This is a genomic window from Lysinibacillus sp. ZYM-1 (assembly GCF_001308875.1).
In the GTDB taxonomy this organism is placed as follows: Bacteria; Bacillota; Bacilli; order Bacillales_A; family Planococcaceae; genus Lysinibacillus.
Window position 1 is genome coordinate 23,897 of record NZ_KQ465107.1, and the last position, 20,214, is coordinate 44,110.

General features: G+C 36.8%; 19 protein-coding genes. 4 read left to right on the forward strand and 15 right to left on the reverse strand.

Features of this window, described 5'->3' with window-relative positions:
• Positions 1 to 78: 78 nt before the first annotated feature.
• Complete coding sequence (cls, locus tag AO843_RS01660; protein WP_054609646.1) at positions 79 to 1,536, forward strand: cardiolipin synthase; 1,458 nt, start codon at positions 79 to 81, stop codon at positions 1,534 to 1,536.
• Positions 1,537 to 1,587: 51 nt separating this feature from the next.
• Here the strand turns inward: cls and AO843_RS01665 are convergent, their stop codons facing one another.
• The 4 genes from AO843_RS01665 to AO843_RS01680 form a co-directional block, all read right to left on the reverse strand.
• Positions 1,588 to 2,370 (reverse strand): M15 family metallopeptidase, encoded by a 783-nt coding sequence (locus AO843_RS01665; RefSeq protein ID WP_054609420.1) that lies wholly within the window; start codon positions 2,368 to 2,370, stop codon positions 1,588 to 1,590.
• 149 nt (positions 2,371 to 2,519) lie between these two features.
• Positions 2,520 to 2,768 carry a hypothetical protein gene (locus AO843_RS01670; RefSeq protein ID WP_054609421.1) on the reverse strand — a complete coding sequence of 83 codons (249 nt, stop codon included), beginning with the start codon at positions 2,766 to 2,768 and terminating at the stop codon, positions 2,520 to 2,522.
• Positions 2,769 to 2,822: 54 nt separating this feature from the next.
• Positions 2,823 to 3,581, reverse strand: a complete 759-nt coding sequence (gene yidC / locus AO843_RS01675; protein WP_054609422.1) for a membrane protein insertase YidC — start codon at positions 3,579 to 3,581, stop codon at positions 2,823 to 2,825.
• A 168-nt stretch (positions 3,582 to 3,749) separates the two neighbouring features.
• Positions 3,750 to 4,544, reverse strand: coding sequence for a helix-turn-helix transcriptional regulator (locus tag AO843_RS01680; protein WP_054609423.1), 795 nt, complete (start codon positions 4,542 to 4,544; stop codon positions 3,750 to 3,752).
• Positions 4,545 to 5,047: 503 nt separating this feature from the next.
• Here AO843_RS01680 and AO843_RS01685 point away from each other — a divergent pair.
• The 3 genes from AO843_RS01685 to AO843_RS01695 all read left to right on the forward strand — a co-directional run bounded on the left by AO843_RS01685 (position 5,048) and on the right by AO843_RS01695 (position 8,833).
• On the forward strand, positions 5,048 to 5,698 hold the full coding sequence (locus tag AO843_RS01685; protein WP_054609424.1) for a LytTR family DNA-binding domain-containing protein: 651 nt from the start codon (positions 5,048 to 5,050) through the stop codon (positions 5,696 to 5,698).
• 349 nt (positions 5,699 to 6,047) lie between these two features.
• Positions 6,048 to 7,568, forward strand: a complete 1,521-nt coding sequence (locus AO843_RS01690) for a succinate CoA transferase (protein ID WP_054609425.1) — start codon at positions 6,048 to 6,050, stop codon at positions 7,566 to 7,568.
• A gap of 122 nt (positions 7,569 to 7,690) precedes the next feature.
• On the forward strand, positions 7,691 to 8,833 hold the full coding sequence (locus tag AO843_RS01695) for an MFS transporter (protein ID WP_054609426.1): 1,143 nt from the start codon (positions 7,691 to 7,693) through the stop codon (positions 8,831 to 8,833).
• 17 nt (positions 8,834 to 8,850) lie between these two features.
• Here the strand turns inward: AO843_RS01695 and AO843_RS01700 are convergent, their stop codons facing one another.
• The 11 genes from AO843_RS01700 to murB form a co-directional block, all read right to left on the reverse strand.
• Complete coding sequence (locus AO843_RS01700; RefSeq protein ID WP_054609427.1) at positions 8,851 to 9,159, reverse strand: hypothetical protein; 309 nt, start codon at positions 9,157 to 9,159, stop codon at positions 8,851 to 8,853.
• A gap of 444 nt (positions 9,160 to 9,603) precedes the next feature.
• Entirely contained in the window at positions 9,604 to 9,885 is a 282-nt protein-coding gene (locus tag AO843_RS01705; protein WP_054609428.1) for a GNAT family N-acetyltransferase, read from the reverse strand.
• 133 nt (positions 9,886 to 10,018) lie between these two features.
• Entirely contained in the window at positions 10,019 to 10,933 is a 915-nt protein-coding gene (locus AO843_RS01710; protein WP_054609429.1) for a DUF1002 domain-containing protein, read from the reverse strand.
• A 136-nt stretch (positions 10,934 to 11,069) separates the two neighbouring features.
• The gene (locus AO843_RS01715) at positions 11,070 to 11,927 is read right to left on the reverse strand and encodes a CvfB family protein (protein ID WP_054609430.1); all 858 of its coding nucleotides are present in this window, start codon (positions 11,925 to 11,927) and stop codon (positions 11,070 to 11,072) included.
• A 29-nt stretch (positions 11,928 to 11,956) separates the two neighbouring features.
• Positions 11,957 to 12,376 carry a transcriptional regulator MntR gene (gene mntR / locus AO843_RS01720; RefSeq protein WP_036119205.1) on the reverse strand — a complete coding sequence of 140 codons (420 nt, stop codon included), beginning with the start codon at positions 12,374 to 12,376 and terminating at the stop codon, positions 11,957 to 11,959.
• Positions 12,377 to 12,498: 122 nt separating this feature from the next.
• Positions 12,499 to 12,795: a late competence development ComFB family protein gene (locus AO843_RS01725; protein ID WP_369814393.1), complete on the reverse strand. Its 297-nt coding sequence runs from the start codon at positions 12,793 to 12,795 to the stop codon at positions 12,499 to 12,501.
• Between the two features lie 169 nt (positions 12,796 to 12,964).
• A complete protein-coding gene (locus AO843_RS01730) occupies positions 12,965 to 15,088 on the reverse strand; it encodes a heavy metal translocating P-type ATPase (protein ID WP_054609432.1) in 2,124 nt (707 codons plus the stop codon).
• The gene (locus tag AO843_RS01735; protein ID WP_054609433.1) at positions 15,069 to 15,440 is read right to left on the reverse strand and encodes an ArsR/SmtB family transcription factor; all 372 of its coding nucleotides are present in this window, start codon (positions 15,438 to 15,440) and stop codon (positions 15,069 to 15,071) included. Before AO843_RS01735 ends, AO843_RS01730 begins: the two co-directional genes overlap by 20 nt.
• A 157-nt stretch (positions 15,441 to 15,597) precedes the next feature.
• Entirely contained in the window at positions 15,598 to 17,967 is a 2,370-nt protein-coding gene (locus tag AO843_RS01740) for a penicillin acylase family protein (RefSeq protein ID WP_054609434.1), read from the reverse strand.
• Positions 17,968 to 18,459: 492 nt separating this feature from the next.
• Complete coding sequence (locus AO843_RS01745) at positions 18,460 to 19,215, reverse strand: exodeoxyribonuclease III (RefSeq protein WP_054609435.1); 756 nt, start codon at positions 19,213 to 19,215, stop codon at positions 18,460 to 18,462.
• A gap of 53 nt (positions 19,216 to 19,268) precedes the next feature.
• Positions 19,269 to 20,183 (reverse strand): UDP-N-acetylmuramate dehydrogenase, encoded by a 915-nt coding sequence (murB, locus tag AO843_RS01750; protein WP_054609436.1) that lies wholly within the window; start codon positions 20,181 to 20,183, stop codon positions 19,269 to 19,271.
• Positions 20,184 to 20,214: the final 31 nt, after the last annotated feature.

The window sequence follows — 20,214 nt, forward strand, 5'->3', positions numbered from 1 at the left end:
CTATTTCGTATCTTCTTTCCTCTTTTGAAGTAGGCTATACTAAGTATGTTATTATCAATAGTAAAGGCAGGTGTAGGAATGAGCATTTTTACAGATATAGAATATTTAGTTCCTTTAACTTTATTTTTTAATATTTTATTAGCCATGACTATCATTTTTTTAGAACGTAAAGATGCTACATCTACATGGGCATGGATTCTCGTACTATTTTTCATACCATTAGCTGGATTTATTTTGTATCTATTACTTGGAAGACAATTACGAAAAAAACATTTATTCCGTTGGGAAGGGCGTAAAGATATCGGTATTGATACGCTTATCAACTATCAAATGAATGCCATTCGTGATGAAACATTTGAGTTTCGTATTTCAAATGCAGAAAATTATCAAGAGATGATTTACATGCACCTAAGAACAAACAATGCAGTCTTAACACAGGACAACCATCTAGATATTTTTGATGATGGCGCCAATAAATTTGAAGAACTCCTTAAAGATATTGAAGCAGCTAAAGATCATATCCACATTCAATACTATATCTTCCGTCTTGATGATTTAGGAACACGTATCGTTCACGCCCTGATTAAAAAGGCACAACAAGGTGTCAAGGTTCGCCTCCTTTACGACGAGATGGGCTCACGCAATGTGAAGAAACGTCATTTTAAAGAGTTGCTTAATGTTGGGGGCGAAGTAGAAGTATTCTTCCCATCCATCTTCCCACTCCTTAATCCCCGGTTGAATTTTAGAAATCACCGAAAAATTGTAGTCATTGATGGCCGTATTGGCTATATCGGAGGTTTTAATGTTGGGGATGAATATTTAGGTTTACAAAAAAAGTTCGGTTATTGGCGAGATACACACTTACGTATTGAAGGCAGTGCCGTGCATCCACTACAAACACGCTTTCTATTAGATTGGAATCAAGCAAGTTCCCAGCAAAAAATGGGTTATTCTGACCGCTACTTCCCAGCTATACCGAAAAAAGGTGATGTTGGTTTACAAATTGTATCAAGCGGACCAGACTCAGATTGGGAACAAATTAAGATTGGTTACTTAAAGCTAATAAACATGGCCAAAAAGTATATTTACATTCAAACGCCTTATTTTATTCCAGATGTAAGTTTCTTAGATGCCATCAAAATTGCAACATTGTCTGGTATTGATGTACGAATTATGATACCTAACAAGCCTGATCACATGTTCGTTTATTGGGCTACTTATTCCTATGTTGGACAGTTACTTCGTGCAGGAGCGAAAGTATATATATATGAAAAGGGCTTCATTCATGCCAAGGCCATTATTATCGATGATGAAGCCTCCTCAGTTGGTACAGCTAATATCGATGTACGTAGCTTTAGCTTAAATTTCGAAGTCAATGCATTTATCTATGATGCCAACATTTCACATCAACTTGCAGAACTATTTGAAAAGGATATTTTTGATTGTACTGAATTAACGTGGGAGATGTACAAAAACCGTTCAACACTGATCAAATTTAAAGAATCCATTTCTCGTTTATTGACACCGATCTTATAAAACAAAAAAGGAAGAGAGCTTGTTCGTATAGAACTGCTTCTCTTCCTTTTTTTATTTCACGCCTAAATATTCTTCTAGCGTTATGCTTTGCTTAGCAATCTCATTGGCTATATCCTTACCAACATAACGATAATGCCAAGACTCATACATATAGCCTGTAATAGCTTCTTTGTTTTGAGGGAATCGTAGAATAAATCCATACTCTTGAGCGTGTGCAAATAACCACTGCCCTGCTGGTGTTTCTCCAAATTCTTCTGTCAGCCATACATCTTCTTTTCCGCGCTCTCCTATATCAAACGCTAAGCCCGTTTGGTGTTCTGAATAGCCTGGACGTGCACTGTATCGATCTGCTGCCGCTTGCCCATCACGTTTAACGTAATTATTATAAAGTGTTGTTTGATATTCAAAAGAACGGTAACCGCTAAATGCAACTAAATCAAATCCTTGTTGCTTGGCAGCCGTTAGCATTTGATTTAGCGCTTGTCGTGCTTCTGGATTTTCTTCAGGTGCAAAGGTAGAAGGAAGCGGATAAATTTTATTTGCTAGCAGAATGTCTTTTATATAAGTTGGTTCGGTAGGTAATGTTTGATTTGGTAGATAGCCATTTTCGTCCGGTTGCTGCTCTGGCTTTGCAGGTGTTTCAGGTGTAGTGTCTGGCTTCTCTATTGCAGAAGAATCCTTCTCGGTCGATTTGTTTGTTTCTGTAGTTTTTGGTTGCTCATCTGATGCATTATTTACTTGATTATTTTTATAGTTGTAGACTACAAATATAGATACGATTAACGCAATAGAAATCAAAGCACCAACGATGAGCAAAAGACGATTGTTTTTCACTATTTATGCCCCTTTTAAAAATATCAGGTACGAAAAGAGTAAGTTCCCCCTCTGTAGATACCCATCTATTTTATTACTTGATTAATATAATCTCATTTTAGCACTGTTCACATTTTCAGGTGTGAAATTTCCCTGTTATTCTTAAATTATTAGTCTATAAGAATAATGATGAACACGATGATCGAAGCAATTGCAAAAAAGATCGCCATATACTTCATCCATTTCGCTTCTTTTCCATAACCTTGTTCTTCAAAACTTTTTGCTCTAAAGCCATTCGACATGGCAAACATTATCGTCATAGCAAGTACGGCAAAATTAAATTTCCCCACAATAATAAATACAAGTGCTGCAATACTAAAAATAGCGACTAAAATAGATGATAGCCATTTCCTGTTCATCTTGCTGTCCTCCTAAAAAAATCGAGGCAACAGAGGCGCCTCGACATCAATGAATTATTTTGCTTTTTCTGGATGCTGCGAATAGTATTTACGTCCAATATATGTTTGAAGAATCAGCAATGCACCGCTGACAGACCAGTACAAAGGTAGCGCTGCCATAGAGGACATTGAGATAAAGACAATCATAATTGGTGAAATATAAATAAACATTTTCATTTGTGCTTTTTGCTGTTCAGGTACAGTCCATAATGATACACGTGCCTGAACAAGGTACACAATCCCTGCTACAATCGTCATAACGATATCAGGTGACCCCAAGCTAAACCATAAAAACTCATGTGATTTCACATCTGTTGAATATAAAATCGAGAAATAGAGACCCATAATAATAGGCATTTGGATTAACATTGGTAAGCAGCCCATATTTAGTGGATTTATACCATGCTTTTGATAGAGAGCCATCATTTCTTGTTGATGTTGTGTTTGCTCTTCTTTTGTCTTAGCTTCTTTCATTTTTTTCTGAACTGCTTCCATCTCAGGCTTAAACGCATCCATTTTCGTTTTCATCAATTGTTGCTGACGATAGTTTTTCAACATAATCGGCATTAAGACTAAACGAATAAGAACGGTAATCGCAATGATTGCTAAACCATAACTTCCCGAAAAGATATCGTTCCCGAAAAATTCCAGTAAAAATTCCATAGGTTTTACAAAGATACTATAGAAAAAACCTTCTTTGTTTTGCACTGCTTGACAGCCACTAAGTACAAAAACAGCCAGCCCAAGCATTGAAAATAGTTTCAAATTTTTCATTTTTCCACCTACTATAATTTATCAACTACAGTGAAGTATACCTTATAGGGTCTAACTTTATCAAATAGCAAGTGCTACTATTTATCAACGTTCTTTTCGCAAAAAAAGATGCGAGCTTTAGCAGCATTGCTAATACGTCCGCACCTCTTAATTTTCTATGCTCAAAATCTATGCATTTTGTAATTCTGTCTCAGCCATTTCAAATCGATAAAATTCATGGTGAAGCTCGTCTCTAAAATGCTTAGGCGTAACACTCGTATACTTTTTAAAAATACGGGTAAAATAACTTTGGTTACAGAAATGGAATTGATCAGAGATAGAAGTAATACTTTTGTTTGTATGTCGTAAGTAGTATTGTGATTCTTCTACACGTCGAACGTTTAAATATTCAACTAATGTAATACCCACATGTTCTCTAAAAATACGTGATAAGTGGCTAGTACTTATATGGAAGTTATTCGCAATACTTTCCACAGTTAAATCATTCTCTAATTCATCATTTATGTACATAATCACTTTGTTGACAGTCTGATGGCGGAAAGTCGGTTGTTTGCGATCTGCAATAAAATAGACAAAGAAATCAATTAAATCATCAGCAAATTGTAAAAATTCTGCGTCTTTCATTTGGTTTTCGATCATATCATTACAAGCAATATTAAAAGCAAATGCTTTTTTCGAAGGTACTTGATTGTCCAACAATTTTCGAGCAACAATTGACGATAAAACGGAAAAATAACCTCGAACAATTTTAATGACCTGCTTACCAAAACGAATTGAAAGAATATCAATTAATTCATGCAAAGATTTTTTCGCCTTGGCGGATTCTAAATGGTAAATTTCAAAAATTAACTTCGACTCAATATTAAAAAATTCTTCGACACCGATATATTGATTTATATTATCGATTTCTTGGAAGTATCTTTTGGAAATCGTTTCTGACATAGAATGTTGATGTAGTTGCATAATCTTCCCCATCTTTCCTCAGAGTGCACGAATTGCATTACAATATTTGACATCAATCCCAATGAATAAAAATAAGAAAATAGTATTTACTTATTTATCTTAAGAACTGAGTCCTATTACACATTTTTTTAAAAAATAACCTTAAAAATAACCCAACTTAAACACCAGAACACAAAAAAATAGACTATACAGTGAATTTTACCATATTCTGCGATTTCCTTTCAACCACATTTTGATTGCTACTCTAGTTCTAATTTATCACATACGCATAGTAGAAACCTCGTAAACTTAATCTTAACAATTAAATTTTACCATATACCTATCAAAATAAATTAGTCATTATATAAATTTACTTACAAATTATACAAAACAAATCACACCATTCTAATGAGTCAATCAACATTTTTCTATTTTATTCCTAAATCTTCTCTATATAATTTATATGAATATGTAGTAAAATAGATGATAATACTATTTTTAAAAGTTTAGACGAGGTGTTTATAGTGGATCCAAAACAAATAGAAGAAATTATGGAGATAATTAAGGAATTCTTCCCTGAGAATACTTCCATTGCTATCTCTGATACCAATGAGTATCTGTATTACCAGCCAAGCAAAAAAGTTGATTTAAAAATTAAACCTGGCGACCCTATTAAAGAAGGTTCAGCGGCTCACAAAGCCCTAAGCTACGGTCAAAAAATTAGCTCTTACATCGAACCGGATGTTTTCGGTGTAGCTTATTACGGTATGAGTATTCCTTTAATGGAGGAAGGCGAAACTAAAGGAGCTATTACTGCAATCTTCCCGCAAAAACCATCAGCATTCTTAACAAACTACATTACCATCAAAATCGATGACTGCTGGTACCCAATCAAACATGATCAAGTGATTTATTTAGAAACACAACTCCGTAAAACATTTGTTAAAACAATGTCTCGTGAAGGTTATCACCGTTTAAACCTAAGTGATCTAGAGTTATTTTTAGCACCAGATTCATTTATTCGTTGTCACCGCTCATATATCGTTAACATTGACTACATCGATGAAATTCAACCAGATTCACACTCAACGTTTTTATTAATTATGAAAGACGGTACTCGTATCCCTGTTAGCCAACGCTATGCAAGCTACTTCCGTCGCTCTTTAGGTTTCTAATTTTAAGTACAGCGAGCAATTAATGTAGATTGCTCGCTGTATTTTTTATTCTTAAAAAAACTTCCTTCTGTCCTCTATTAACAATTTTTACATAGTTTTTATGCAGAAATCACCTATATTTATACAGCTCTACAATAAAACGTTTTCTCTGTCGAAAAATCATCTTAATGCTCGGTTTTCCTTTTTTTACTCAATTTAATGCTATTCTTAAAGTAATTGTGACAATTTGGTGATAGTATTATTCAAATGGTTGGAGTCATACTACAACTGAATAAACAGAAAATTCTCAAATGTTTTTTCTAGTTTTGTAATCGGTTTCCATCAAAATTATTTAGGGGAGGATTTTTTTATGGATGCAAATGTTCAAAAACGCCTAGGTTTAAAAGAACTTGAAAGTAAAATAGTAACTGCTGAAGAAGCAGCAGCACTTATTTCTAACGGTGATGTAGTCGGGATGAGTGGTTTTACTCGTGCTGGGGACGCAAAAGTTGTGCCAATGGCATTAGTTGAGCGAGCAAAAAATGAAGAATTCAAAATTGATGTATATACAGGTGCATCATTAGGACCAGAAGTAGATAAGTACTTAGCAGAAGCTGGTGCAATTCGTAAACGTGGACCATTCCAAGGAGACGCAGGTATCCGTAATTTAATTAACTCTGGTGATGTTTTATATGTAGACGCTCATCTTTCTCATAATGCTGAGCTAGTACGCCAAGGAATTATTGGACCAATCAAGTATTTAATTCTTGAAGCGGTTGCTATTACTGAAGATGGATTAATCATTCCAACAAACTCTGTAGGTAACTCACCGATCTTTGCAGAATATGCAGAAAATATTATTATCGAGTTAAACATTTCTCATCCAGAAGCTTTAATCGGTATCCATGATATTTATGTACCTGGAGAACAAGGTAAACGTGAAGCCATTCCGATGACAGATGCTATGCAACGTCTTGGTGATATCGGTATCAAAGTGGACCCAGCTAAAATTAAAGCAATTGTTATTTCTGAAGAGCCTGATGCTCCTTCATTAATCGTACCTCCAGATGAAGAAACACAAACTATGGCAAACATTTTGTTAGACTTCTTCCGTGACGAAATTAAAGCGGGCCGTTTAACAAAACAATTAATGCCATTACAATCTGGTGTAGGTTCTGTAGCAAACGCTGTACTTGATGGCTTTGCGGACTCAGAATTTGAAGATTTAGTTGTTGCATCTGAGGTACTACAAGATGCAGTATTTAACTTAATCGATGCAGGTAAAGTTAAATTTGCCGCTGCGACTTCAATTACACTTACTGAAGAATTGCAGCAAAAAGTATACGGCAATTTAGAAAAGTATGCTGATAAAATTTGTTTACGTCCACAAGAAATTTCTAACCACCCAGAGATTATCCGTCGTTTGGGTCTAATCTCAATCAATACTGCTCTTGAGTTAGATATCTATGGTAACGTAAACTCAACACATGTCTCTGGTACTCGTATGATGAACGGTATCGGTGGTTCTGGAGACTTCGCACGTAACGCACGCCTTGGTATTTTTGTCACAAAATCATACGCAAAAGGTGGAGCAATTTCTTCTATCGTGCCTATGGTATCTCACGTTGATCATACTGAGCATGATGTAGATGTTATCATAACTGAGCAAGGTATCGCTGACTTACGAGGTCTTGCCCCACAAGAGCGCGTACCTTTAATTATTGAAAACTGTGCACACCCAGATTATAAAGAGCAATTATGGGACTATTACAACCGTGCTGTAGAAGCAACTGGTGGCCATCAAACACCTCATATTTTAGAGGAAGCACTTTCTTGGCACGTAAACCTTGCTAAAAACAAAACAATGAAAAAAGAAGTTGCGAAAGCTTAATAATCAATTTCCAGGACGCCTACTAAGTGAAAACTTATGAGGCGTTCTTTTTTATTGGAAATGTTATAATAGGAATATATGCAACTAACTTACTAAATTGTTTTAATTCTTTGGGAGGAGCCATGAAAAAATTTATTTATGTTATTATTTTCTTTTCATTTTTCGACCTTTTTACCCAGCTACCTGTTATGAGTACATATGCTGAATCTTTAGGCGCATCAGCGTTCCTAACTGGGCTTGCAGTAGGTATGTATTCGCTATCCAATACTTTTGGTAATATCATTTCAGGCTTTTTAACGGATCGTAAAGGACCTTTTATCATACTCATCATAGGTCTCTTGACAACAGGTTTATCGTTAACACTTTATAACTTAATAGAGGAGCCTATTGCACTTTTAGTCGTACGTTTTATTCACGGACTTGTAGCAGGCTTCATTGTCCCTGCTGCATTTACATTCTTAGCAAACGCTACTGAGCAAGAAAAAAGAGGTAAAGGTAGTGCTATTTCTGGCGCATTTGTGGGTATTGCGGCTATTATCGGTCCTGCCTTCAGTGGAATTCTAGCAAGCCGAACAAGTGTCCCATTTGTTTTCAATATCACTGCAAGCTTTATGCTGCTATTAGGGATTCTCTCCTACTTTGTACTAAAGGCAAACCAAGTAAAAAAAGAAAGAACGGCACCTAGTACATATATTCCGATAAGTGTATTCTTTAATAACACGGGAACATTAAAGGCATTTACAGGAGCCTTCTTCTTAATGTTTTCTCAAGGTGTAATCGCCTATCTCCTACCGCTCAAAGTTCAATCTTTAGGCTTTGATTCCCGTTTAAGTGGCACGTTGATGAGCACATTTGGTATTATTGCTGTACTTGTTTTTCTATTACCAACTAACCGTATTTTTGATAGGGTAAATCCCCTTAAAACATTGTCTCTTGGTATTGGTTTAATGGGACTAAGCCAATTATTAATTAGCCAAGCGGATTCTAGCTCCTTGCTATACCTAGCGATGGCTTGTTATGGTGTCGGTTTTGGATTTCTATTCCCTTCCGTGAACTCACTTCTAATAGATTCTACAACTGCTGAAGTACGAGGAAAAGCATATGGTTATTTCTATGCATTTTTCTCTCTTGGCGTAGTTTTAGGCTCTTCTTTGCTAGGCTGGCTATCCCTTGGTGTTATCAGCGGCTTTATCTTTACGGGAATTGTATTACTAATTTTTGCAGGAGTGATCCTACTCCCACACAAAAGACCTTCTCATGCATAGATGAGAAGGTTTTGTGATTATTTTTCTTTATCTTGAATCTCTTCATTATAGAAATGGACACCAGTATGTCCTCCACCTTCAGCTACCATTTCATTCGAGGCAATCTTGGTTGGAGAAGTACCAGCCTCTGTCGCTACCTCCGTTGATACGCGTTCAGCAATATTATCATGCATTTCAGGACCTGTTGTAAGATACGATTCTAATCTTGTTTTCATACTATTAAACATCGATAGTGCTTTATCACGGTTCTCTTTTTTACTGAAATAAGATGCTGCTAATCCTGCTAATCCTGCAATAACAACACCTGTTCCTTTTCGTTTTGCCATAATTTATTACCTCCTAAAAATATAGAAACTAGCTCTGTAGTATAGTTTTTCCCTATTCTTAGAAGAATAAACATTTATTTTTTTATCTCTAGCTGCATATATATAAGAGTAAGGTTTATATTTGCCTTTTTATCCATATCACTAAACATTCTTCTATTAAAATTCACCGTAATTTTCGTCATTTATCATAATTTTATAACTATTTATGATTATAAAAGGCAAGTAAAGGGAATTAATGAATTATTACTAAAAATAGGAGCGTGATTATGATGAAGGAATTCGATTTAGCTTATGATTGGATAGACATGGCTTCATTAATAGGTGGGGCAGGCTTTTTAACAGTACTAATTTATGGTGTCATTCTTCTGTAAGGAGCTACTTGAATGGTTTACTTTAGCAATTAAAAGGCAATCCGCTTACCACTTAAGCAGATTGCCTTTATTTTTAATGTTTTACATCATTATAAGCATCTGATTTGGCAAAGGCTGCAACTACATAGGAACAAACCGCCTCCATCTTATACCCATGTTCACGCGCATATTGTGCTGCTTGATCGAGTAGTTGTTTGGCTACACCTTGACCTCGGAGCTTATCTGATACATATGTGTGATCCATTACCATTACCTGTCCATTTTGTTGCCAAGTAATTTCTGCTAGTCTTTCACCTGCTTGTTCATTCAAAAATGCAAATTTATTTCCCGCTAGTTGTTGTAATTGGAATTCCATTTCTCACCACTCCTTTTATTCATAGTACCATAGCTTTCTGTATTTTCACAAAACTCGCGTACTCTTCTAAACAAAAAGAATCTGTACACTCATTCTAGTATATGAGTATGACAGATTCTTTTATTATTCATCGTTAGTTAAACCAAGAAGATATAGTATCTTTTAAATTTGTAAAGAAGCTTTTCACGCTTTCCCAGAATCCTTTATCTTCCATAAGAGAACCAAATTTTTCTTGGATCGTGTTACTAATATCATTTAATTGTTCAGACCATTTACTAAAATCAATATCTAGTTTACTGATTTTATCCATTAAGTCTACGAGCAATTGACGGTCTTTATCACTTAAATTAATTTCAAGCTTGTTTAATTGTTCTTGCACAATTTTTTCAACGTCTTCACGTGTTGCAGGCTTTAATTCAGCAATTTGCTTCTTAATTTCTGTTAGTAATTCGGCAACCTTTGCATCTTCAACACCTGCAGATTCAGCAATAGATGTTGCAACTGATAGCTCCTCATTTGCTACATCTGTTCGATTAATATCAAGCGTTTCGCCTGTAGTGACCTCATAAGCTTTGTAAATACCTACTAACGCAGAATGCCCTGTTACCGCTTTGGGTGCAGCCACCTGTACTGTGGCATCTTCAATCCCTGCCGTTAACATCGCATTCGCGTACATTTCTGATGTCACCTGTGTAATATTAGATGGCGTGACAATCTCAATCACTAGGCCTTCCCCTGCATCTCTACGTGTAATTTTAGCAGAAGAATACATACGGGAACTTGAATTACTATCTTTAATGTATTTAACTAGATCCTCACCTGATACTGTTATTTCTTCGATTTCAGGTTCTTCACTTACTTTTAATGATTTCTTTACAGACTCTTTTTCAGCTTCAGATAAATTTGCCCCATATACTACGATTGGTACGCCTAATTTCTCATCAATTGCTTTCGGTGGCGTATTATCAGAAGCAAACCCTGTTGCTGGTGCCATCACACCAAATACCAACATGGTAGCTGTTAGTATTTTAATCCAAGTTTTTTTCAAATCGTGTGACCCCTTTCGCTAAAACCTCATAATTAGCCTGTATAATGTAGACCATTATACAATTATTAGTACGTTAAAAAAAAGAGAAGGTTTCAAGGATGTCTTTTACCGCTTTTCTTTGGTCATTAATCGTCCACTAGACTTCTTCAGTCCAGCCGTCTTGTTGCTTCACTTTACCAGCTTTCATCAATGTTCCCAAAGCACGTTTAAATGCGCCCTTACTCATGTTGAACATTTCTTGAATTTCTTCTGGTGAAGACTTATCCCCAAATGGCATTTTGCCTCCTACATCTTGTAAATAGCTCAAGATTCGCTGTGCATCATCTGAGAGTCGCTCATGTTTTCGTGGTAAAAGAGAGCCATTCATGGAGCCATCTTCTTTTACATCGATAATTCGAACAACTACATCTTGTCCCAAGCGTGGCTCTGCACTGCGCTCTGATTCATGCACAAAAATACGGAAAGGGTTTTCTACGCCAAGTAAAAACGAGCCAACAGGTAACAAACGATATGGACGTGCTTGAATGTTTTTATTATGCAAATCTTCAAATGCACCTTCATATAGCTCCGAAATCTTTTCTTCCGTTGCTAATCGTCCAAATAAATCACCGTTACGATCTGTGCGTAGTGTCATAAATAAATGATCACCTGGAACTGGCCACACCTCTTTTAATGGCGGTAAATCCTCTGCTCTTACTAATACTTCACGGGAGGAGCCAATATCTACATAAGCTCCTTCATGTTCGACTACTTTTAGCACTCTTGCCCAACCATATTCACCTTGTGTAAAAGCTGGGATAGCAGTTGTAGCAGCTAGATCCCCGCGTCGATCTACAAATAAAAATACTTCAAGGCGATCACCTACTGTTAGCGGCTCTGTTACCTCTGAAGCATTTAAAGGTAGTTCTTCAACTCCATTTGTTAAAATCCATTTTGATGTTTGTTGCTCTAATACCGTTAATGTAACGACTTCACCTGATTTTAATGCGTCCATATTGTCTTCCTTTCCTTCACACCATCATTTTATAGATTGTGCTGTGTCTTTGATGCCTCTAATTTTTTCACGATGTCTGGATTCTCTTCCATTACTTGCACAAGATCTGCTATACGATCGATTGAATTCCAACTTAAATGATGTTCAATTCCTTCAACATCATCATATATACGCTCTTCATCCACACCAATCATTCGTAAAAACTGCTCGAGCAATTCATGGCGCTGCACAAGACGCTTTCCTAGCTTTTCACCTTTTGGCGTCAATGTCAGTCCACGGTATTTTTCATAAACTAAATAACCATCTTTATCTAATTTTTGAACCATCTTTGTAACAGAAGAAGGAAGAACAGATAATGCTTCAGCAATGTCAGACACTCGCGCATATCCTTTGTTAGCGATTAATAAATATATTTGTTCGATATGGTCCTCCATACTAGGTGTTGGCATATCTTTTTCCCTCTCTTTCCTTTTCTTACTCTCTAGTTTACTACAAGCTTGGCTTAAAAGTTAACTGAAAATACATATGCCAGAAAATCACTACCTGTACAACTTAAAAAGAGCCTCTTCAATTAAGAAGTAGGCTCCACTTTGTGTCGAGGATACTTATTTACCACATGTAACGCATGAATAATCTCTTTGTTAATGCGCTCAATACTTTCAGGAGTATTCATTTCTTTAAATGCCTCGTCTCTAGCTTCCATAGATGTAACATACTTACTCGGCAATGCATTTAGTGTAAGTGCCACCGTGTCGAGTTCACAGATTTCGCATTTACAAAATGTTTGATATTCCGGTCCTCGTAGTAAAAAGCTTACTAAACCACGCACAATCTCTTCTGTAACATTTACTAAAATAGGATCTGACATATTCAAACTTTCGCCTCATTTATATTGAATGGTTACATTACTCCTGAAACTATAATAGCCTTTAAAAAGTTCTTTTTCAAGAATCACTAGTAGCATCTATTCGCACAAAATTAGTAGTGTCAAAGTAAGATTAATCTCCTACTTTTCCTATCAAATCCCACCTTATATACTACTTTTTTGCTCTTATTAGTCTTAATGAATTAAAAACAACTAATATGGTTGCGCCCATATCTGCAAAAATTGCTATCCATAACGTTAGCCATCCTGGGATTACAAGCAGCAACGCAATTAATTTTAAGGCTAGGGCAAATATAATATTTTCTTTAATAATGCGTAATGTTTTTCTGCTTAAGCCAATTGTGTATGGGAGCTTTGTTAAATCGTCACCCATTAAGGCAATATCAGCTGTCTCAAGAGCTGCATCTGTGCCTGCTCCACCCATTGCAATTCCCACGTTTGCAGTGGCTAATGCTGGTGCATCGTTTACACCATCCCCAACCATTGCTACTGCACCAAACTGTGCACGTAAATCTTTAATCGCCATTAATTTTTCCTCTGGTAATAAACCAGCACGCACATCTGTTACCTGCAATGATGTAGCAATGGCCTTTGCAGTGGGCTCTGCATCACCTGTTAACATCACCATATGTTTTACTTTTAGGGCATTTAATTTATGCAATACATCCTTACTTTCATGACGCAATTGATCAGCAATCCCAATTAATCCAATAAGTTGGTTTTTCGAAACCGCTGCTACTACTGTCTTACCCTGTTCTTGCAGTTTTTTAACTTGATTTTCTATATTTTTATCGATTGAAGCTAAAGTCGCAACCCATTTCATGCTACCCACATAAATAATCTGATCATCAACCGTTGCATAGGCACCTTTGCCTGTGACTGATTGGAAATCTGTAGGCACTAGCTCTGATAAATTTTTATTGTGTAATCTATTTAAAATAGCTTTAGCTAAAGGATGTTGGGATTGCTTTTCTACTGCTGCCACTAGCTGTAACACATAGTCCTCTGACCAACCATCCGTTGTCAATATATCCGTTACTGCAGGCTGTCCTTCTGTTAATGTACCTGTTTTATCAAAGGCTACAGCTTCAATATGTCCTAATTGTTCTAAATGAATTCCGCCTTTAATAAGGACACCCTGTCTTGCAGCATTTCCAATCGCTGTCACAATTGCCACTGGTGTAGAAACAACGAGCGCACAAGGACATCCTACTACTAAAACAGCTAAGCCTTGGTAAATCCAGTGCTGCCAATCACCTACAAATAACGGCGGAATTACAGCTACTAGAAAAGCAACAATCATAATAGCCGGTGTGTAATACTTGGCAAAGCGATCAACAAATTGCTGAGAAGGTGCTTTTTCTGCCTGCGCCTCTTCTACAAGATGAATAATCTTAGCTATTGTTGTGTCTTCTACTCGCTTTGTCACGCGAACTTCCAGTGCGCCTTCTTCGTTTAAAGTACCTGCGAAGACTTCATCATTTACTGTTTTATTCACTGGAATGGACTCACCTGTTATAGCCGCCTGATTCACTGCAGAAAGCCCGCTAATGACAATACCATCCATCGCAATCTTTTGCCCAGGCTTAACAATTAGAATGTCACCTATCTCTATGTCTTCCGTCGGTAGTTCAAGCTCATGGAAATGTTCGCCGTGGGCTCTTTTGATAACGGCCGTTGGCGGAGCAATATCCATTAACCCTCGAATAGATTGTCTTGCCTTATCCATGGAGTAAGCTTCAAGTGCCTCACTTACGGCAAATAGAAATACTACAACTGCCGCTTCTTCCCACTCTCCAATAATCGCAGCTCCAATAATAGCGATTGTCATAAGGGTTTTCATATCAAATTCAAAGCGAGCTAAATTACGGAAGCCCGTTTTGAAAATACCAATCCCCCCAACAAGAATAGCTATGATAAACATGGCTATTGGTATCGGGTTCGTTTCTCCCTGCATTGAAACAAATAGATATCCTAGAATGACAAAGAACAAGGATATTCCCGCTAGAATATTTTCTTTTTTACGGTAGAAGGGTATGGATTTTTCAAGTGTTCTTGCTGCTGATTGGGACACTTTTATCCCATCAAAGGCACCTGCTTCTTCAATTTGATTCACACTAATGTTGCCGATTACTGTTATTTTAGAAGCACCAAAATTGACTTGCGCATTCTCTACCTCTGGTATGGCCTTAACATTTTTCTCAAATTTTGCTGCACAGCTGGCACAGGAAAGATTTTGCAATCTGTATTCTTGTTTAGTTGGCGTCGCTGCCATTCGCAATCCCCTCTTTCGCATGTTCATAGGCAATTGTTACAATTTGAAATACATGCTCATCCGCTAAAGAGTAGTACATTTGCTTTCCTTTGCGGTGTGATTTTGCTAAATTATTATCTTTTAAATAACGTAAATGATGTGATGCTGTTGCGACTGACGAACCAATTATAGATGCTACATCACAAACACATAATTCATCCTCTACCGTTAAGGAAAAAGCGATTTTAAGCCTTGTTTCATCAGATAATGCTTTTAAAAACTTTGCTACACCTGACAAATCAGGCATTTGTTGTTGTACCCTAGTTACTGCTTCTTCATGTACTTGTGTCACTTCACAAATTTCTTTTGGCACTGTCTCTCACCTCATTCAAATATTCGTTTGATTGTATTCAATGTAACATATTATTCCATCTTATTCAAATGAATGTTTGAATGTTAATGGTTTATATCATTGTATTTCTTTTATCAAAAAAAATTAGCGTACTTTGAGAGTACGCTAATCTTTTTTGTTACTGTGCTTTTAATTGTAATGTTTTACCTTTTATATCTTCCTGTTTCACAAAAGTTTGATGATAATCACCATTCGCCCAATCAAGTACCTGATCTTGGTACCAATCAGACTTAACATGACCGCTTTGGCCAGGACCAACGATATGGTAAGCTGAGCTTAAATCACCCGCATCCACAACAAAACGCCAAGATGCACCGTGATCTACATTACCAGAAAGGTCATTATCAGCGGCCTGTACTGTGACTTTCGAGCCTCCAATCGGAACCTTTTTAGCATTAAAATAGGCAGCTAGAATAGGAGACGCACTCCCTAACGTATGATCAAAAGTAAGCTGATGGAAATCACCCCATTGCCATTTCGATGCATTTTTGCCGAATTGATCTTCTAATTGTGTAATTGTGAGCTCTAGTGCCTTGTAAACGGTTGCATCAACACCACCTTGCTCCTCTATCCAAATACTTTTATCCCCTGCATAGGCTGTACGTAAAAGCTGGTCTGTAATATTAAATTTACCATGCATGATGTTGTACATATCTTCAGGCATTTGATCTTTAAACAATACTTCCTGTAATTTGATCATAAGTGTATGGAATACAAGAGGCGCTCCTGATTCCTTAGTATCAATCATATCCCAATTCTCTAGCATGGCTATAATCTCTACATACTTACCATCCTGATCTTGCGCTTTCATAGATGTTAATAAACTAGGGAGGAATTCTCTGGCATAAAGGTTATGCTGATCCATTTGTAATTTCATCATATCCTCTACTATTATTGAATCATTTGCCTCAAGTACTTCTTTAATTCGTTCAAAACGATAAGGTTGAGCCCAGAAGTCTGTAATGTGATATGGATATTCTTCACCTACTACTTGGTTATTGGCAGTAGCAATGAAGCCTTCTTTCGGATTCACTATAGTTGGTAGCTCATCCCATGGAATAAAACCTTCCCAACCATAGTTACTAGAATCACCTGGAACTGGCAATTGACCATCCCCTTGCTTTCGAATAGGAATTTGACCATTTGCTTTATAAGCAATTGTGCCATCCTTAGAAGCAAACACGAAGTTCTGAGCAGGTGCCTTAAAATCTTCTAAAGCTTTTTCAAAGTCATTCCAAGATTTCGACTTATTAAAACCAATTACTGCGCGTAATTCCGCGGTTGGCTGTAGTGCTGTCCACTGCATTGAAAATTGTGCGGTTGGCTCGGTATCTTTGAATGCTAAATCCGTCATAATTGGACCATGGCGTGTAACAACCACTTCAAAGTCTATAGTTTTTCCATCCTTCACCTTGATAGGTTCATCACGCACCTCTGCCTGCTCCCACTTCCCATCGTAACGGAATTGTGTTGGATTATCGGGATTTGGTATTTCAATATATAAATCCTGTACATCTGGGCCCACATTCGTCACGCCCCATGCAATATCATCGTTATGACCTAAAATAATCCCCGGAATCCCCGCAAAAATGACACCACTGACATTTTGTTGTGATGATTGCAGATGCATTTGATACCAAATAGAAGGAGTACTCAACCCTAGGTGCGGATCATCTGCCAAAATAGGTGTGCCAGATTTAGTTTTATCACCAGAAACAACCCAGTTATTACTACCATTAAATTCATTAGGTAATAAATCTGCATTAAATTGTCCTACCACCGCTACAGGGTTTTTTATATTAGCCTCAATAATAGACGACGCATTTTCAGGATATTTAATGAATAATTCTTTAGCTTTTTCCTCATCAAAATTTTGTAAAGCCCAGTGACGGAAGGCAAGTGTATTCCAATTCCCTCCCAAATCATAAGCCATATACTTACCAATCGTTAAAGAATCCACGACTGTCCATTCCTCTGGCTCATAGCCCAATAATGAAAATTCATAGCTTAAAGTATTATTTTCCTTAGCTTGTTCAATAAATGCATTTACCCCTTCTGCATACCACTCTAATACTTGCTTGCTTTCTACATCATAAGCTGCTAGTGATTTCTCAGCTGCATCGCGTAAGCTAAATGTACGAAAATGTTTATCCGTATCAATCGTGGCTTCCCCAATAATTTCTGACAATCGTCCACTCGCCTGTCTTCGTGCTAAATCCATTTGAAATAGTCGATCTTGTGCTTGGACATAACCTTGCGCACGATACAAATCGGCGTCTGTCTTTGCAAAAATATGAGGAACTCCTTTATCATCCCTTGTAACTGTCACATCCTGATCTAGAATATTGACCGTTAACTCACCGTCAATCACTGGCTTGGATTTATTCATAAACCATGTAAATCCGATAAAAGCTACGATAGCTAAAGCCGCTACGATTCCAGCAAAGACAATGAGCCACTTTCTCCATTTATACTTTCTCTTTTCCACCTAATAACCCCCTCTGTGCACTATATTCTTTTACTACCTCTCCAAAACATTAAAACACGGTTCGAAGGATAAAATTTTTAGCGAATTTCCGTTTGTTATGTAAAGAAAATCATCTTTAAACACAGAATTTTATAATCATTCGCTATTAGAATAGTATAAACAATAGGAAATATGAAGGCTACTGAGCAATGTTAAAAAAGTATTTTCATAGATAAATATGTATATTCGTATTGGGTTAGTGGTCTTGGTCATTGAGTGGTATATTCCTCAGATAGAACTCTTTCTCCAGATATTAAGTGAAATATTCTCCACATTGTTCAAATTCCGATTAAATTTCTAATAGGATTGCTCTCTCCCCCACGAAGAGCAATTCTAGAAAATGATACAACAAAAATTTGACACCCCCTTACCTTGAAAAAAAATCCAAATTTCTATAATGATTTCAAAGACATAAAAAATCGTATTTCCAAATAGAAAATACGATTTTTTATGCTAGAAATGTAGTTGTAATTCAATAGGGCAATGATCGCTGCCCATAATGTGTGGGTGAATGGTTGCACTATTAATTTGATCTTTTAGTTGATCAGAAACAATAAAATAATCAATACGCCAACCAATATTACGTTCACGTACTTTATTCATATAGGACCACCATGTATAATGGTCTGTTTCATTTGGATGCTTGTATCTGAAAGAATCAACAAAGCCGCTTGCTAAAAGCTCCGAAAGTTTCGCACGCTCTTCATATGTAAATCCAGAATTCCCTATATTAGATTTAGCATTTTTTAAATCTATTTCAGTGTGTGCGACATTTAAATCACCACAATAGACAACAGGCTTCTTGCTATTTAGTTCTTGTAAATAGCTTGCCAAACGGTCTTCCCAAGTTAGTCGAAGTGGTAATCTCGCTAAATCTCGCTGTGCATTGGGCGTATAAACATTCACCAAATAAAAATCTTGATATTCTAATGTAATAATTCTACCCTCATCCTGTGAATCTTCATCACCAACTCCATATCGAACAGACAGTGGTGTATGCTTTGTAAATATAGCCGTCCCAGAATAGCCTTTCTTCTGAGCATAGTTCCAATATTGCTCATAACCATCTAGAGTAAGCTCCACTTGTCCAGCCTGACATTTAGTTTCTTGAATACAAAAAAAATCTACTTCTACCTGATGAAAGAAATCTAGAAAGCCTTTCCCCAAGCAAGCTCGAATTCCATTGACATTCCATGATATAAATTTCATCTCATCTTCACTCCTTAAAAAAACGCCCTTCGACTCAAGCGAAGAGCGCCACATTATAGATCGTCACCAACAATTTTAACTTCAGTCTCTAATTCAATACCGAATTTTTCCTTCACAATGCGCTGTACCATTTGAATGGTTGCAATATAATCAGAAGCAGTAGCATTTCCTTTATTGACAATAAAACCTGCATGCTTCGTAGAGACTTCTGCACCGCCTACCCCTTTGCCTTGCAAGCCACTGTCTTGAATAAGTTTACCTGCAAAATGACCTGGTGGACGTTTAAAAACACTTCCCGCGGATGGATATTCTAATGGCTGCTTAGATTCTCGTTGGAATGTTAAATCGGCAATCTTCGCATCAATTTCCTTCTGTACGCCAGGTGCTAATTGGAACTCAGAGGACAACACGTAATAGCCTTTCTTCGCAATAACGCTTTTACGATAGCCAAGCTCAAGCTCTTCCTTTGATAGGGTTAAAATTTCTCCCTCTCTTGTTAACACCTTAGATGAAACAATAATATCTTTAATCTCACCGCCATAAGCTCCTGCGTTCATAGCCATTGCACCGCCAATTGACCCAGGGATACCGCAGGCAAATTCAAAACCTGTTAAAGATGATTTTGCTGAAAGTCTCGACACATCTTTAATTAGTGCCCCACTTTGAGCGTAAACGTGTTCACCATTAATACGAATCTCATCTAAACTTGAAAATGTTACAACGATTCCCCTATGACCACCATCACGAACAACCATATTAGAACCGTTCCCTAACATTAATAAAGGAATATTATTTATATATGCATAGCGAATTACAAATGCTGCGTCTTCTTCTGTATCAGGAAGAACAAAAACATCTGCTTTGCCACCTAATTTTGTCATTGTATATTGTTGTAATGATTCATCTAACCTAATATTGGCAGGATTAATGCTCTTCGCTAAATCCATTGCCCATTGTTGTTTTGTCATGAGAGCTATTTCCTTTCTAACGTCCTTCTTA